This is a genomic window from Polaromonas sp. YR568, from assembly GCF_900116715.1.
GTDB lineage: Bacteria > Pseudomonadota > Gammaproteobacteria > Burkholderiales > Burkholderiaceae_C > Polaromonas.
This window is the reverse complement of the sequence record NZ_FPBM01000014.1, coordinates 45,793-60,851: the sequence shown is the minus strand read 5'-3', so window position 1 is coordinate 60,851 and position 15,059 is coordinate 45,793. Positions and strand designations below refer to the sequence as shown.

Genomic DNA, 15,059 nt, shown 5'->3' with positions numbered 1-15,059 from the left:
AGAACTTATCCACATCGTGAGCACGTTCTGCTCACAAAGAGTGTGGGTCAAGATTCGATGGAAAACTCGGGTCAGACTTCAGCGCAATTCAACACGCCTTGAGTTGACTGTTATTTTTCGAGACAAAAAAGCCCATTTCGGCGTTCGAAGCCAGTCCGCAACACTGCTAATTTCGTTACGGGTAATTAACTACTGCGGTGATTCGACCCCTCCTCATCGAACCGTGCAGATCCACTCCATCTTTGACGGTGTGTCCTGGAGCTCTTTTATTCGCTGAAAAATATTCTAGGAGTTGAGCCCTTAGATAGGGCGGCAAGTTCTATCGCTTGACTTACGGATAGAAAATAAAAGCGGGCAGCGTATGTGATGACGCATGCGCACGATTGAGTGTTGATCGACGCAGACTCAATCTGAAAAAAGGGATCAAGACTCGTCGACTTCGTGAGTCTCTATGCGCACAAAAATGCGAATCAGAAAATTGAGGGGAACCTGATCGGGCTGAACGCTGTTCAATAAATTGAAGCCCTGCCCTCTGCCCGTCTTTTCAATAAACGACAGGCAAAAAAAAGCCACCTTGCGGTGGCTTTTTTGTTGGCAGCGAACGATTAGTTCAGCGGCGACTTCTTGCCGTCTTTGTAGACGTACAGGGTGATGGCTGGGTTCTTCAGTTCGCCATTGGGTTCAAAAGCGATGGTGGTGGTCACGCCCTTGAAATTGGTTTCTGGCAGCTTGGCGGTGTAGACCTTTGGATCCCACGAACCGGCGCGCTTCATGGCGTCGACCAGAACGAAGGTAGCGTCATACGTGTATGGGCTGTAAACCTGGAACTGGTTGGGGTACTTGGCGTCGTAACGCTTTTTCCATGCTTCGCCGCCAGGCATTTTGGCCAGCGATGCGCCGCCTTCAGCGCAAACCACGTTGCCGATGGTCTTGGCGCCTGCGGTCAGCTTGGCCAGCTCTGCGGTGCAGATGCCGTCGCCGCCGAAGTACTTGACGTTGCTCATGCCGAGCTGTTCCATCTGGCGCAGCATTGGGCCGCCTTGTGGGTCCATGCCGCCGTAGAAGATGGCGTCAGGTGCTTTGGCCTTGATGGCGGTCAGGATGGCCATGAAGTCGGTGGCTTTGTCGGTGGTGAACTGTTCATCAACCACGGTCATGCCTTTTGCCAGGGCCGTTTTCTTGAACACTTCAGCAACGCCTTGGCCGTAAGCGGTACGGTCGTCAATGATGGCGACTTTCTTCAGCTTCAGCGTGTCGGCAGCATAGAAAGCCAGGCCAGCGCCCAGGGCGTTGTCGTTGGCGATGATGCGGTAGGTGGTCTTGTAGCCGGGCTTGGTCAGGTTGGGGTTGGTTGCAGCGCCCGTGACGTGGGGAATGCCGCAATCGTTGTAAACCTTGGAAGCAGGAATCGTCGTGCCGGAATTCAGGTGGCCGACCACGCCAGCGACTTTGGAGTCGCACAGTTTTTGTGCGGCTGCGGTGCCCTGTTTTGGATCAGCAGCGTCATCTTCAGCAACAATTTCAAACTTGACCTTTTTGCCGCCGATGACCACGTTTTGCGCGTTCAGGTCTTCGATGGCCATGCGCACGCCGTTTTCATTGTCTTTGCCGTAATGGGCCTGTGAGCCGGACAGCGGCGCCACGTGACCGATTTTGACCACTGCGTCTTGGGCAGAGGCAAAACCCGCTACCGCAGCGAGAGCAGCCACTACTGTCAGTTTTAATTTCATTTGCATAAAAAACACTCCGATTAGGAAATTACCGTTAAAGGTTGAGAACAATTTTTTTACTCAACGGGGCCGAACATAACGCAATTTCCGGGCCCGCACCATAGCAACGTCCCTAGGTCAAATTCCGATAAGGGGGTTTACCCGGGGAGCAGATTGCCTTATGTGAACTTGTGTTTCCAGCGATTTTGCAGAGGGAAAAGGCTGTTGTTGAGGCGGCCGCAGAACAGTCGCCTTCGCGACGTTGTTGGGGCTTCGCACGCACCGTCAGGAGCCGCCCGTTGGCGGCGGCGCTTCAGACAGAAAAGCCTGGTTGACGGACTGGCGCACCACGGCTTCAATCTCTTCGCGAAGGCGCGGCGTCAAGGTCTGGGTGTGCTCAAGAATGAGCTGCCCGACGACCTCCCGCAGGCGCCGCTCAAGCACCAGATCCACGCGCTGCAACACGCGCTGCACCATCTGCTCCTGGGCATCGGCGGAGACCGCCAAAGCCCTTGCCGGTGCTACCGGCGCTGCCTGCGCAGGCGCCGCCAAGGGCGCACCGGCATTTTCCGGGGCTGGGGCCGGCATGGGGGCCGGCACGGGTCGGATGATTTCCGTCAATGTGGGAACAAAGCGCGGGGGCGTTGGGGCGGGGCTCATGCGGCCCCCTCCCCGGCCGTCGCCAGGTCATGTCGTTTCATGGCGTAACCCCTGTCGGTGTAGTGTTTCCATCGGCCTCGCGCGGCCAGCCGGTCGTCGTCTGTGCGCGCGACGACTTCGATAAAGCGCTCGAAGCGCTCAAATTCGGCGGGGATGGCCTGCCCCAGGTTGACCAGGACGCCATGAGGGAGCGAAGACGCATCGAGCGACTCGGCGAGCAGCACCGGCGTTGCGGCCACGGTGCTCGCACTGGCGTCTGCCCGGCAATGCGGCACAAATTCCGCCGGTGAAAAGCTCCACATCAGCTGGTCAAGCTCGGCCAGCACGGCGGGCTCCCCGGTGACCACGACGCGCGCGCCGCTAAGGTATGCCTTGCGGAGCAGCCGGCAGCTGTACGCCAGCTTGTCAGGCACATTGAAGTGAAAAGCGATCTCGGTCATGCACGGGTTTTGGATGCAGGCCTGGCTTTCTTTGACGCCGGCTTGGCAGATGGCTTGGCCGAGGATTTGGCCGAGGATTTGGCTTTGCCCGCCCCCACCTGGCCCAACAGGTAATCCAGGAGCAAGGGCACCGGGCGCCCGGTAGCACCTTTGGCCGCACCGCTTTTCCAGGCCGTGCCGGCAATATCCAGATGCGCCCAAGGGAAACTGGCGGTAAACCGGTGCAGGAATTTAGCCGCGGTGATCGCGCCGCCGGCCCGTCCTGCCACGTTGGCAACGTCTGCAAAGTTGGTTTTAAGCCCTTCCGCATACTCATCGTCCAGGGGCATCCTCCAGCACAGGTCCATGGAGGACTCCCCGGCTTCCGCCAGGGCCGTGGCCAGCGCATCGTCGCTTGAGAACAGCCCGCTGCGCACGCCGCCCAGGGCGATCACGCAGGCGCCGGTCAGCGTGGCAATGTCAACCACAGCCCGGGGTTTGAAGCGCTCGGCATAGGTCAAAGCGTCGCAAAGAACCAGCCGCCCTTCGGCATCGGTGTTCAGGATTTCAATGGTCTGCCCGCTCATGCTGGTCACCACGTCGCCCGGCTTGATCGCGCGGCCGCCCGGCATGTTTTCGCAGGCCGGGATCAGGCCCACCACATTCAGCTCGGGTTGCAGCTCGGCCAGCGCCCGGAATGTGCCCAAAACGCTTGCCGCGCCGCACATGTCGAATTTCATCTCGTCCATTTCGGCTGCGGGCTTGATGGAGATGCCACCCGTGTCGAAGGTGATGCCCTTGCCGACCAGCACCACAGGCGCCGCGCCCTTGGCCGCGCCGTCATAACGCAGCACGATGAAGCGCAGGGGCTCGGCCGTGCCCTGCGCAACGGCCATGAAGGAGCCCATGCCCAGCTTGGCGACTTCTTTGGGGCCCAGCACGTCCACCTTGATATTGCGCAGCTTGCCCAGCTCTTTGGCCGCGCCTGCCAGCAAAGTCGGCGTGGCGTGGTTGGCGGGCCTGTTGGCCCATTCCTTGGCAAATTCAACGCCTTTGACCAGCGCAAGGCCTTTGTCCAGGCCCGGCTTGGCTGTTTTGGCGCTCGCGGCGTCACTGACCGCAATCACCACATGGCGCAGTTTGGCGGGGCTGGCTTTGGATTTGGTGGTGGTGTAGGTGTAGCTTGCCTCGCTGCAGGCGGCCACCGCAGCGCGAACCGCCTCGGCCTGCACGCTGCCAAGCGTGCTGAAGCAAAGCACCAGGCGCTGAACATTGCTGGCCTTCAGGGCGCCCAAAGCCGCGCCGACGGCGGCACGGATGCTCTTGGGGCTGGCGTCACCGACACCGGCCAGGATCACGCGGGTGGCGGCAATCCCCGGGCTGCGGTAGGCGCTCAGGAGCTTGCCCGGCTTGGCTTCAAGGTCACCCGACTTGATGGCCAGCGAGGCCAGCACGGACAAGGGATCGGTGCCGGACGCCAGGTCCTGGGGAACGAGCACGACCAGCGCGTCGGCTTTTTCGCTGCAAATACGGGCACGGGTCAGTGGTTTGAGTTCAAAGTCCATAATTCAGGGTTAGGTAAATAAACGGGTGAATACACCGAAGCACGGCAAAACAAGGCAAAAGCAGATATTCAGTCAATGTTATTCCAATCTTCGATTCGCAAAGAGCTGGCGCGCAGTTTCGGGGCCACCCTGGTCGTCCTGGTCACCATCGTGATGACCATCGTCCTGATCCGGACGCTGGGCCAGGCGTCACGCGGTTTCATCAATCCGCAGGACGTCATGCTCTTCATGGCCTACTCCGCGCTGGGCCGCCTGCCCACCATCCTGACCCTCTCGCTCTTCATTGCCATGGTCAGCACCTTGTCGCGCATGTACCGCGACAGCGAAATGGTGGTGTGGTTTACGGCCGGCCAGGGCCTGGCGGGCTTTCTGCGGCCGCTGTTCCGGTTTGCCTGGCCGGTGCTGCTGGTCATCACGCTGATGGCGCTTTTTGTCTGGCCCTGGACGAACCAGCAGACCAAAGACATGCAAAGCCGCTACGAGCAGCGCGGCGACCTGGACCGCATTGCCCCCGGCCAGTTCCAGGAATCTTCCAGCGGCAACCGGGTCTTTTTCATCGACAGGAACCTGGCCGGCGAGCGGTCCAGCAACAATGTCTTTATCGCCGCCACCGAAAAGGGAAAAAGCTCCATCACCACGGCGCGCTCAGGCCGTATTGAGACCAAGGGCGACGCCCAGTTCCTGATGCTTGAAAACGGCCAGCGCCTTGAAAATGTGATCGGGCAGTCGGCGCTCAAGATCAGCGACTTTGAAGAATACGGCACCAAAACGGGTGACTCGAACCCCCTGGTCGAAAATGCCCCGGAAGCCAAGCTGCTGTCTACGCGCGACCTCATCAAGGCGCCCACGCGCGGCAACCTCAGCGAGCTGGCGTGGCGTGTGGGGCTGGCGCTGGCCTCCATTAACTTTGTCATCCTGGCGGTGGCGCTGGCCAGCGTCAACCCGCGCGGCGGCCGCAGCGGCAACATGATCTTTGTTTTGCTGACCTTTGTGGTCTACAACAACCTGGTCAACCTCGGGCAAAGCTGGATCTTTGTCGGCCTGATCACCTTTGGCAACTTCCTGTTGCTGCTTCATGGCGGTGTCCTGGTGCTTGGCCTGGCCTGGCTGTCCAAGCGGCAATTCAACTGGGTGCTCAGGCCCGCCCGCCGGGTCAACAGGCCGCCATTGGCCGTTCGCAGCCTCGAAAGCCAAGCATGAAAACCATACGCCGCCTGATTTACGGTGAAGTTCTGGCCGCCATTGCATTGGTGGCCCTGGGCTTCCTGGCGCTGTTTTTCTTCTTCGATCTGGTCGATGAGCTCCAGTACCTCGGCAAAAGCAGCGGGATCAATGCCGCGGACATTTATCAGATCCGCCATGCACTTCTCTACGTCGGTCTCCTGATTCCCAACCACCTGTATGAGCTGCTGCCCATCTCCGTGCTGATCGGCACCATCTTTGTGATGGCCCGGCTGGCCCAGAGCTCTGAATACACGATTTTGCGTACCAGCGGCCTGGGGCCCTGGCGCGCGCTCAAGCTCCTGCTGGTGCTGGGCGCGCTGTTTGTGGTGTTCAGTTTTGCGATCGGGGATTACGTGGCGCCGGCCAGCGAGCGGGCTGCGCAGCTGCTCAAAGCCAGGTACCAGAACAAGATCACCATAGGCCAGACCGGCGCCTGGCTGAAGGAAAAGCAGGCCTACAACACCTATGTCGTCAACGTCAAAACGCTGTCGCCCGACAACGAAATGCAGGGTGTCCAGGTTTTCGAGTTCAACAACAAGGGGCTTGTGGTCTCGACCACCCAGGCGCCGCTGGCCACTTTTGCGGCGGGCGATGCCTGGTTGCTTCACAAAGCTGTCCGGGCTGAATTTGAGGTTCCCACGGGCTTTGCCAGCGCCAGCAAACCGCACGATTCGGCCAAGGTAAGCCGGACGACGCTGGAAACCTTCCGCTGGCCCACCGAAATCAGCGCCGAGATGGTGTCGGTGGCACTGCTCAAACCGGAGCGCATGGGCACCATCGACCTCTTTAATTACGTCCGCCACCTGGACGCCAATGGCCAGACGGCTCAGCGTTACGAGATTGAGTTCTGGAAAAAGGTGTTTTACCCGCTCAGCTGCCTGGTGATGGTCATATTGGCCCTGCCCTTTGCCTACCTGCACTTCCGCTCGGGCGGCATTGCCGGTTATGTGTTCGCCGGCGTCATGATCGGTATCAGCTTCTTCCTGCTCAATAACGTCTTCGGCTACATCGGCAACCTGCGCAACTGGATGCCCTGGCTGGCGGCTGCCACGCCGGGGCTGCTCTATATGGCCGTTTCGCTGGGGGCGTTCGGCTGGCTGGTGCTCAGGCGCTAGCGGGTGCCCGTGATGCCTTCGACGCCAGCAACTCGCGGCATCATCCTGCTGGCCCATGGCTCGCGGGACCCGCAATGGCGCGCACCCATTGAAGCCGTGGCGGCGCAGATCCGCGCGCAGGCGCCCGGCACGCCGGTTCGCTGCGCCTACCTTGAGCTCTGCGCTCCATCCTTGCCCGAAGCTGCTACAGATTTGGTAGCTGCTCACGCAAGCTCCATCCGGGTTTTTCCGCTTTTCTTCGGTGTCGGCAAACACGCGCGCGAAGATTTGCCACTTCTTGTCGAGCAGATCCGCGCCAGCCACCCGGATGTGGAAGTGGAACTCCTGCCGACCGCCGGCGAGTATCGCGAACTGACTGCCCTGATGGCCGGCATCGCACTGGCCTAAAACCGGTTGGCGCAGTCGCAAAGGCTGCTGGTGACGCGCCTCTATAGGGCAAAACAGGCATAATGAAGTGAATAATTAGCCTGAATTTGATATGAACCTTCACCAATTCCGATTCGTCCAGGAGGCCATCCGGCGCAACCTCAACCTCACTGAGACGGCCAAGGCCCTGCACACCTCCCAGCCGGGTGTGTCAAAAGCCATCATCGAACTCGAAGAAGAACTGGGCGTTGAAATCTTTGCCCGCCACGGCAAGCGCCTCAAGCGCGTCACGGAACCCGGTGAACATGTGCTCAAAAGCATTGAGCTCATCATGCGCGAGGTGGGCAACCTGCGCCGCATCGGCGAGCAGTTCTCCGCACAGGACAGCGGCACGCTGTCGATTGCCACCACCCACACCCAGGCCCGTTATGTGCTGCCGCAGCCGGTGGCCAAGCTGCGTGAAGCCTTCCCCAAGGTCAATGTCAGCCTGCACCAGGGCTCGCCCGACCAGGTCGCGCGCATGGTGCTCGACGAAGTGGCTGAAATCGGCATCGCGACCGAGTCGCTGACACAGTACGAAGACCTGGTGACCCTGCCCTGCTATGAATGGCAGCACATGCTGGTCATTCCGGTCGATCACGCGCTGGCCAAGAAAGAAAACATCACGCTCGAAGACCTGGCCGATGAGCCGCTGATCACCTACCACCCGTCGTTCACCGGCCGCACCAAGATCGACCTGGCTTTTGCCGCCAAGCGCCTGCAGCCGCGCATCGCCCTCGAAGCGATCGACTCCGACGTGATCAAAACCTATGTGCGCCTGGGCCTGGGCGTGGGCATCGTGGCCGAAATGGCCATCAAGGAAGACGGCACCAACAGCGACTTGATCGCCATCCCGGCCGGCCCCTTGTTTGGCGTCAATGTGGCGCGTGTGGCCTTCAAGCGCAGCGCCTACCTGCGCAATTTTGTGTATAAATTTGCCGAGCTGCTCAGCGACAAGCTGGACCGCGCGCTGATCACCAAGGCCATGGCCGGCCGTGTGAACGATTACGAGGTCTGACTCTCACCTCCGAAGCGACCTCCGGCGACCGCTTGTAGAAGAAATTCATTCAGTTCAATCATGACCACCACTCTAGAACGCACTCCCACGCTAACAACCAAGCTCCCCGCCGTCGGCACCACGATCTTTACGGTGATGTCCACCCTGGCTGCTGAAAAAGGCGCCGTCAACCTGGGCCAGGGCTTCCCTGACTTTGAATGTGACCCGCAACTGGTCAATGCTGTCACCGACGCGATGACAAAGGGCCTCAACCAGTACCCGCCGATGACGGGTGTTCCTGTGCTGCGTGAGGCGATTTCCGCCAAGGTCGCCAAGCTGTACGGCCACAGCTACAACGCCAACACCGAGATCACCATCACGGCCGGCGCCACGCAGGCCATCATCACAGTCATCCTGGCTGTGGTTCACCCCGGCGATGAGGTCATCGTGCTGGAGCCCTGCTACGACAGCTATGTGCCCAATATCGAGCTGGCTGGCGGCAAGGTGGTGCGTGTTCCGCTGACGCCAGGCACCTTCCGCCCCGACTTCGGCAAGATCTCAGCGGCCATCACGCCGCGCACGCGCGCCATCATCGTCAACTCCCCCCACAACCCCAGCGCCACGGTGTGGACCGAGGCCGACATGCTGGCCCTGCAAGACTTGCTGGCGCCTACCGACGTGCTGTTGATCAGCGACGAGGTTTACGAGCACATGGTGTTCGACGCCGCCAAGGGCCAGACCCACCAGAGCGCAGCCCGCTTCCCGGGCCTTGCCGCCCGTGCATTCATCGTCAGCAGCTTCGGCAAAACGTATCACGTCACCGGCTGGAAGGTCGGCTATGTGGCCGCGCCCGCCGTGCTGACGGCTGAGTTCCGCAAGGTGCACCAGTTCAACGTCTTCACGGTGAACACGCCCGTGCAATACGGACTGGCCAGCTACATGGCCGATGCACAGCCCTACCTGGGCCTGCCCGCGTTTTACCAGCGCAAGCGCGACCTGTTCCGTGAAGGCCTGGCCAAAACCCGCTTCAAGCTGCTGCCCAGCGAAGGCAGCTACTTCCAGTGCGTCGATATTTCGGAAGTCAGCGACCTGGACGAAGCCGAATTCTGCAAATGGCTGACCACCGAAATCGGTGTGGCGGCCATTCCGCTTTCGGCCTTCTACGGCAACGGCTTTGACCAGCGCGTGGTGCGCTTTTGCTTTGCCAAAAAAGACGAGACCTTGAACACCGCCCTGCAGCGCCTGGCGAAGCTGTAGGCCTGTAGGCGCAGGCTGTCAGTGCTTGCCGACGGTTGAACAGGCCCTTGGCCTGCTTGATTCCCGCGGGCGCCGGACAAGAATGAAAGTACACATAACAAGGAGTGCTTTCAATGTCCATCTCGCTCATCCTGCTGATCGTTCTTATTCTTATCCTGGTCGGCGCCCTGCCTACCTGGGGCCACAGCCGCAGCTGGGGCTACGGGCCCAGCGGTGGCCTTGGCCTCGTGGTGCTGATCCTGGTCATCCTGCTGCTGATGGGACGCATCTAGTATTCCATCGACCGGTCTCACCAGGAAAATGGCCTTGCATTGCAAGGCCATTTTTTTTGCGTGCACAGCAGCCCGGCATCAACTATTGAGTTGAGCCCAGACTTTGTCCAATCGCTTGATGCTGACCGGCTGCGGCGTACGCAACTCCTGCGCGAAAAAACTCACCCGCAGCTCTTCCAGCAACCAGCGGAATTCCTGCATGCGTGCGTCCACCGCGCCTTTGCGTTCGGATACCAGCCGCCAATAACGCTGTTCCTGCGGCCGCAACTCGGCCAGGCGCGTTGCGTCACGGGCAGGATCGGCACGCCATTTTTCAAGCCGCAGGGTGATGGCTTTCAGGTAGCGCGCGAAGTGCTGCAACTGGCCGTAAGGCGTGGCCGTCAAAAACCTTTTGGGCACCAGGCGCTGCAATTGCTGGGCAGCGTCTGCGGCCGCTTCGGCGGCGTTTTTGGTGTCCTTGATCTTGCGTTGGGCCACGGCGAACTCCACCAGGATGCCGGCGGCCAGCCTGGCCACTTCGCTGGCGATCAAGGTCAGGCGCCCTCGCCCGTCCTCAATGCGCTTTTTGAACTCGGCTTCATTCGTCGGCAGCGGCTCCTGCAGGAAGGCGCGGTCCAGCGCCACCTCGATGATCTGCTCGCGCAACTCTTCCAGCGTGCCGCCACCGGAGTTGTCGGCGGCACGGCCCACCAGCATGTAGGCCGTGGCCATCTTCTGCAAATCAGGCAGATTCTTCTCAAGGTACTTGAGCGCGTCCTTGATCTGCAGCGAAAACAGCCTTCGCAGGCCGGCGCGGTGCTTGGCCGCAGCGGCTTCCGGCTCGTCAAACACCTCGATGGTCACTGCGTCACCCAAATCGATCAGCGCCGGAAACCCGATCAGCGTCTGGGCGCCTTTGCGAATTTCCATCAGCTCTGGCAGCTCGCCAAAGCCCCAGGTGCTGTATCGCTCGGCCACTTTGGGCGCTATATTTTCAGGAGCAGCTTGCGCCCGTCCAGTGGGCCCTACAGCCCGATTTGAGGGTGAATTTTCGGCCTCTGCGCTGCCAGACGGTGGCGCCGGGGCCTTCGCCAGGTTCTTGAGCCCTGCCAGCGCCTGAAAGGCCCCACGCGCCTGCGACCCGAGTTCACCCTTCAGCGCCCCCAGATTGCGGCCGGCGCCCAGTTGCCGGCCATGCTCGTCCACCACCCGGAAGTTCATGAACAGGTGGGCCGGCAGCATGTCCAGCTTCATATCGTTGCGTTTGATGTCCAGCGAGGTGGCATCCCGCACCAGCTTGAGCACCGCGTCGGTCAGCGACCCGCTGCCAAACACTTCCGGCTGTACCAGTTGCTCGGTCATGCGGGCGGCTGTTTCGGGCAGCGGCACCAGGCGCGAGCGCGGGCGCTGGTGCAGCGTTTTGATCAGCGCCTGAACCTTGTCCTTGAGCATGCCGGGCACCAGCCATTCGCAGCGCTCGTCATTCACCTGGTTGAGCGCAAACAGCGGCACGTCGACAGTCACGCCGTCCCGCGCGTCGCCGGGCTCGTGCAGATAAGTCACCGTGCAGTCCACGCCACCCATGCGCAGGGTCTTGGGAAAGGCCTGCGTCGTGATGCCGGCCGCCTCGTGGCGCATCAACTCCTCGCGGGTCAGCAGCAAAAGCTTGGGTTGCTTTTTCGACTCTTCCTTGTACCAGTGCTCACAACTGGCGCCGCTGTGCACATCGGCGGGCAGTTGCTGGTCGTAGAAGGCGTAGATCAGCTCTTCGTCGACCAGCACGTCCTGGCGCCTGGCTTTGTGCTCCAGGTCTTGCACCTGCTGGATCAGCTTCAGGTTGGCCGCCAGGAATGGCAGCTTGGTGTCCCAGTTGCCGGCCACCAGTGCCTCGCGGATAAAAATCTCGCGCGCCGTGACCGGGTCGACGCGGCCGAAGTTGACGCGCCGGCCGTTGTAGACCACCAGGCCATAGAGCGTGGCGCGCTCCAGCGCGGTGACTTGCGCGGCTTTTTTCTCCCAATGCGGATCCAGCAGCTGCTTGCTGAGCAAATGCCCGGCCACCTGCTCTATCCAGGCCGGGTCGATATTGGCTATGCCGCGGCCGAAGAGGCGCGTGGTCTCCACCAGCTCGGCCACCACGATCCAGCGGCCGGGCTTTTTGCTCAGTCGTGCGCCGGGGTGGCGGTAGAACTTGATGCCGCGTGCGCCCAAGTACCAGTCTTCTTCGTCGCTCTTGCAGCCGATATTGCCCAGCAGGCCGCAGAGCATGGACAAATGCAGTTGCTCATAGCTGGCGGGCTTGTCGTTCAAAACCCATTTCTGTTCGCCAACAACGGTGTGGAGCTGCGAATGGATGTCGCGCCACTCCCGCACACGGCGGATGTTGACGTAGTTCTCGCGCAGCAGATTCTCGTATTGGCGATTGGAGAGCTTGTGCTGGGGGCCTTCGGCCCGCAGCACGGGTGCTGTTTCAGGAGGCGTCACGCGACCGCGCGACGCGCCATGGCCGCCGCGCGCGTCGCCCAGCCATTTCCACAACTTGAGGTAGCCGCTGAACTCGCTTTTTTCGTCGTCGAACTTGGCGTGCTGCTGGTCGGCCTGCGCCTGCTTGTCCATGGGCCGGTCGCGCACATCCTGCACGCTGAGGGCGCTGGCGATCACCAGCACCTCGTCCAGGGCGTTGCGGTCCTTGGCCTCCAGAATCATGCGGCCCACGCGCGGGTCCAGCGGCAGCTTGGCCAGCGTACGGCCCACGGGCGTGAGTTCGTTATCGGCGTCGACCGCACCCAGCTCGGCCAGCAACTGGTAGCCATCGGCAATCGCACGGCGCTGCGGCGGCTCGATAAAGGCGAACTCCTCGACATTGCCCAGGTGCAGCGCTTTCATGCGCAAGATCACCGAGGCCAGCGAACTGCGCAGGATTTCGGGGTCGGTGAAAGGCTGGCGGCCCTGGAAGTCTTTTTCGTCGTACAGGCGTATACAGATGCCGTCGGCCACCCGGCCGCAGCGGCCGGCGCGCTGGTTGGCGGCGGCTTGCGACACCGGCTCGACCATGAGCTGCTCGACCTTGTTGCGAAAGCTGTAGCGCTTGACCCGCGCGGTGCCCGCATCGATCACATAACGAATGCCCGGCACGGTAAGGGAGGTTTCGGCCACATTGGTGGCCAGCACAATGCGCCGGCCGCCGTGGCCGTCAAAAATGCGGTCCTGCTCGGCCTGGCTCAGGCGCGCGAACAGCGGCAGCACCTCGGCGTTGCGTGTCAGCGGCTGGTGCGCCAGGTGCTTGCGCAAATGGTCCGCCGCCTCGCGGATTTCGCGCTCGCCTGGCAAAAACACCAAAATATCGCCTGCGCTGTGCGGGCTCAGCCAAAGCTCGTCGACCGCATCTGCAATCGCGTCGTTCAGGTCATGCTCACGCGACTCTTCAAACGGCCGGTAGCGCTGCTCCACAGGGAACATGCGGCCCGACACCATGATGACCGGCGCAGGCCCTTTGGCAGAGGCAAAGTAATCCGCAAACCGCTGCGCATCAATCGTCGCGGAGGTAATGACCACCTTGAGGTCAGGCCGGCGCGGCAACAGCTGGCGCAGGTAGCCCAGCAAAAAGTCGATATTCAGGCTGCGTTCATGGGCCTCGTCAATGATGATGGTGTCATAGGCTTTGAGCAGCGGGTCGGTCTGCGTTTCGGCCAGCAAGATACCGTCGGTCATCAGCTTGACGGAGGCGTCGCGCGAAAGCCGGTCCTGGAAACGCACCTTGTAGCCCACCACGTCGCCCAGCGGCGTTTTCAGCTCTTCGGCAATGCGCTTGGCCACGCTGGACGCGGCAATGCGGCGCGGCTGGGTGTGGCCGATGAGCCGGCCCTGCCCGGCAGGGTAATTGAGCTTGCCGCGCCCCATGGCCAGCGCAATCTTGGGCAACTGGGTGGTTTTGCCCGAGCCGGTTTCGCCGCACACGATGATGACCTGGTGGGCCGCCATGGCGGCAGTGATCTCATCGCGCTTGCCGGAGACGGGCAGCGATTCGGGAAAGGTAATGGTCAGAGGGGACAAAGCTGAAGGCAAAAGGGAGGGAGCAGGAAAGAAGGAAGCGCGGCGCAGGTGGCCGCAAAGCCGTCAATTATCGGTGGTTCCGCCGGGCGCCCGGGCCCGCAGGGTTACCGGCGAGAGGGCTTAGTCCGCCAGCACCGGCATATCGACGATTTCCCCGCTGGATTCGTCAAACCAGGCAATGCGGCTGGGGTAGCCCAGCGCCGCGCGTGACATGCCCCGCCCGGTGCCGACCGCCGAAGCGGCGAGTGAGTCCGTTTTGGACACCCTCAGCACGCCGACCCCAACTTCCGCGCCCCAGCGTGTCTGCTGATTGGGCGCTGCGCCGGCGTCCAGGGTGGTGTTGAGCACCACCGACCGCGACAGCGCCGCCTGAACCCGCCGCGCCAGGTGAATCAGGTCGCCGCTGTCGTCGCAATTGCGCATCAGCAGCAAAAAGCCGTCTTCGCCCAGGCGCCCCATCTCTATATGGGTGGGTACGCTTCGCCTGAGCCGCCCGGCGCAGACAAACAGCGCATGGTTGACGGCCGCCAGGCCATAGAGCTTTTCAAGCACATAGAGATTGGCAATCGTCACCACGATCACCCCCAGCGGCACCGGCTGGTCCCGGTGGTGCTTGAACGCTGCGCTCACCATGTTGTTGGTCTCGCTGTTGGAGCGCATGCGGGTGACCGGGTCATAGGCCGGGCCGTGAGCCATCACCCGGTTCAGTTCAATCAGGTAGGAGTAGCGTGTCCACAGCACGGAGGCCATGGTGGCCAGGTAGGCTGTACCGGCCAGCGCGGTGACGGCATGCGCCTGCCATGGCACATGGCCGCGGGCCAGCGCCATCCAGCTCAGGCCCAGGATGGCCACCAGCATGAAAAGCACGCCCGAGACCGCCACCCAGGCCAGGCGATCCCCGCGCAGCGCGTTGCGCAGGCTGAACGCCATCGCCACAAACCCCAGAAGCATGGCTCCTGCCAGGCTGAGCAGCAGTGCTTGCTGCGGGCTGAACGCCCAACCCGTGGCAATGACAGAAAGTGCCAGCGCCGCCAGCAGCACCAGCGCCTTGCGTTGCGCCTTCGGGTTGCGCAAGATACCCAGGATGGAAAACAGCAGGTAAGCCAGCAGCACCGACACCAGGCTGGCCACGTGTGCCAGAAAGCGGTCCAGGGTGGCCCCGTCGCTGATCGGCAGGCCGCCCAGGAAGGCCACCACAAAAAATGTCGAAGCCACAGCCGAAGCGGCTGCGTTGACTGCAATGCGGCGCAGGGACCGGATGTAGGCAAACACCGAGCCGGCCAGCATCAACCCGGCCGCCCCGAAATAGCAGCCCCAGAACCCGATCGCGTATTTATCCATAATCCCGCACCATAACCTGCCGCGCCCGGTTTCGCTATCCCCAAATATGAGTACGCCGCCCGC

The 15,059-nt window shown here is 61.7% G+C and carries 12 protein-coding genes; 6 read left to right on the top strand and 6 right to left on the bottom strand.

What is annotated here, in order from left to right:
- Positions 1-605: 605 nt before the first annotated feature.
- The 4 genes from BM408_RS21375 to BM408_RS21360 form a co-directional block, all read right to left on the bottom strand.
- Positions 606-1,736, bottom strand: a complete 1,131-nt coding sequence (locus BM408_RS21375) for a branched-chain amino acid ABC transporter substrate-binding protein (RefSeq protein WP_092132615.1) — start codon at positions 1,734-1,736, stop codon at positions 606-608.
- Between the two features lie 258 nt (positions 1,737-1,994).
- Positions 1,995-2,369: a hypothetical protein gene (locus BM408_RS21370; protein ID WP_092132611.1), complete on the bottom strand. Its 375-nt coding sequence runs from the start codon at positions 2,367-2,369 to the stop codon at positions 1,995-1,997.
- Positions 2,366-2,809 carry a DNA polymerase III subunit chi gene (locus BM408_RS21365; RefSeq protein WP_092132609.1) on the bottom strand — a complete coding sequence of 148 codons (444 nt, stop codon included), beginning with the start codon at positions 2,807-2,809 and terminating at the stop codon, positions 2,366-2,368. The genes BM408_RS21370 and BM408_RS21365 overlap by 4 nt, the downstream gene beginning before the upstream one ends.
- The gene (locus tag BM408_RS21360) at positions 2,806-4,353 is read right to left on the bottom strand and encodes a leucyl aminopeptidase (protein WP_092132608.1); all 1,548 of its coding nucleotides are present in this window, start codon (positions 4,351-4,353) and stop codon (positions 2,806-2,808) included. Before BM408_RS21360 ends, BM408_RS21365 begins: the two co-directional genes overlap by 4 nt.
- A 75-nt stretch (positions 4,354-4,428) precedes the next feature.
- On the opposite strand from BM408_RS21360, the gene lptF reads away from it, so the two are divergent.
- From lptF to BM408_RS21330, 6 genes are all read left to right on the top strand, one after another.
- Positions 4,429-5,553 carry an LPS export ABC transporter permease LptF gene (gene lptF, locus BM408_RS21355; RefSeq protein WP_092132606.1) on the top strand — a complete coding sequence of 375 codons (1,125 nt, stop codon included), beginning with the start codon at positions 4,429-4,431 and terminating at the stop codon, positions 5,551-5,553.
- Entirely contained in the window at positions 5,550-6,692 is a 1,143-nt protein-coding gene (gene lptG, locus BM408_RS21350) for an LPS export ABC transporter permease LptG (protein WP_092132605.1), read from the top strand. The genes lptF and lptG overlap by 4 nt, the downstream gene beginning before the upstream one ends.
- Positions 6,693-6,704: 12 nt before the next feature.
- The gene (locus BM408_RS21345) at positions 6,705-7,079 is read left to right on the top strand and encodes a sirohydrochlorin chelatase (RefSeq protein ID WP_175541873.1); all 375 of its coding nucleotides are present in this window, start codon (positions 6,705-6,707) and stop codon (positions 7,077-7,079) included.
- Positions 7,080-7,170: 91 nt separating this feature from the next.
- Positions 7,171-8,115 (top strand): CysB family HTH-type transcriptional regulator, encoded by a 945-nt coding sequence (locus BM408_RS21340; protein ID WP_092132603.1) that lies wholly within the window; start codon positions 7,171-7,173, stop codon positions 8,113-8,115.
- A 60-nt stretch (positions 8,116-8,175) separates the two neighbouring features.
- A complete protein-coding gene (locus BM408_RS21335; RefSeq protein WP_092132601.1) occupies positions 8,176-9,351 on the top strand; it encodes a pyridoxal phosphate-dependent aminotransferase in 1,176 nt (391 codons plus the stop codon).
- Between the two features lie 113 nt (positions 9,352-9,464).
- Positions 9,465-9,623 carry a DUF3309 family protein gene (locus BM408_RS21330; protein ID WP_092132600.1) on the top strand — a complete coding sequence of 53 codons (159 nt, stop codon included), beginning with the start codon at positions 9,465-9,467 and terminating at the stop codon, positions 9,621-9,623.
- A gap of 78 nt (positions 9,624-9,701) precedes the next feature.
- Here the strand turns inward: BM408_RS21330 and hrpA are convergent, their stop codons facing one another.
- On the bottom strand, positions 9,702-13,655 hold the full coding sequence (hrpA, locus tag BM408_RS21325) for an ATP-dependent RNA helicase HrpA (protein ID WP_175541872.1): 3,954 nt from the start codon (positions 13,653-13,655) through the stop codon (positions 9,702-9,704).
- A 120-nt stretch (positions 13,656-13,775) separates the two neighbouring features.
- Positions 13,776-14,996, bottom strand: a complete 1,221-nt coding sequence (locus BM408_RS21320) for a GGDEF domain-containing protein (RefSeq protein WP_092132597.1) — start codon at positions 14,994-14,996, stop codon at positions 13,776-13,778.
- Between the last annotated feature and the right edge of the window lie 63 nt (positions 14,997-15,059).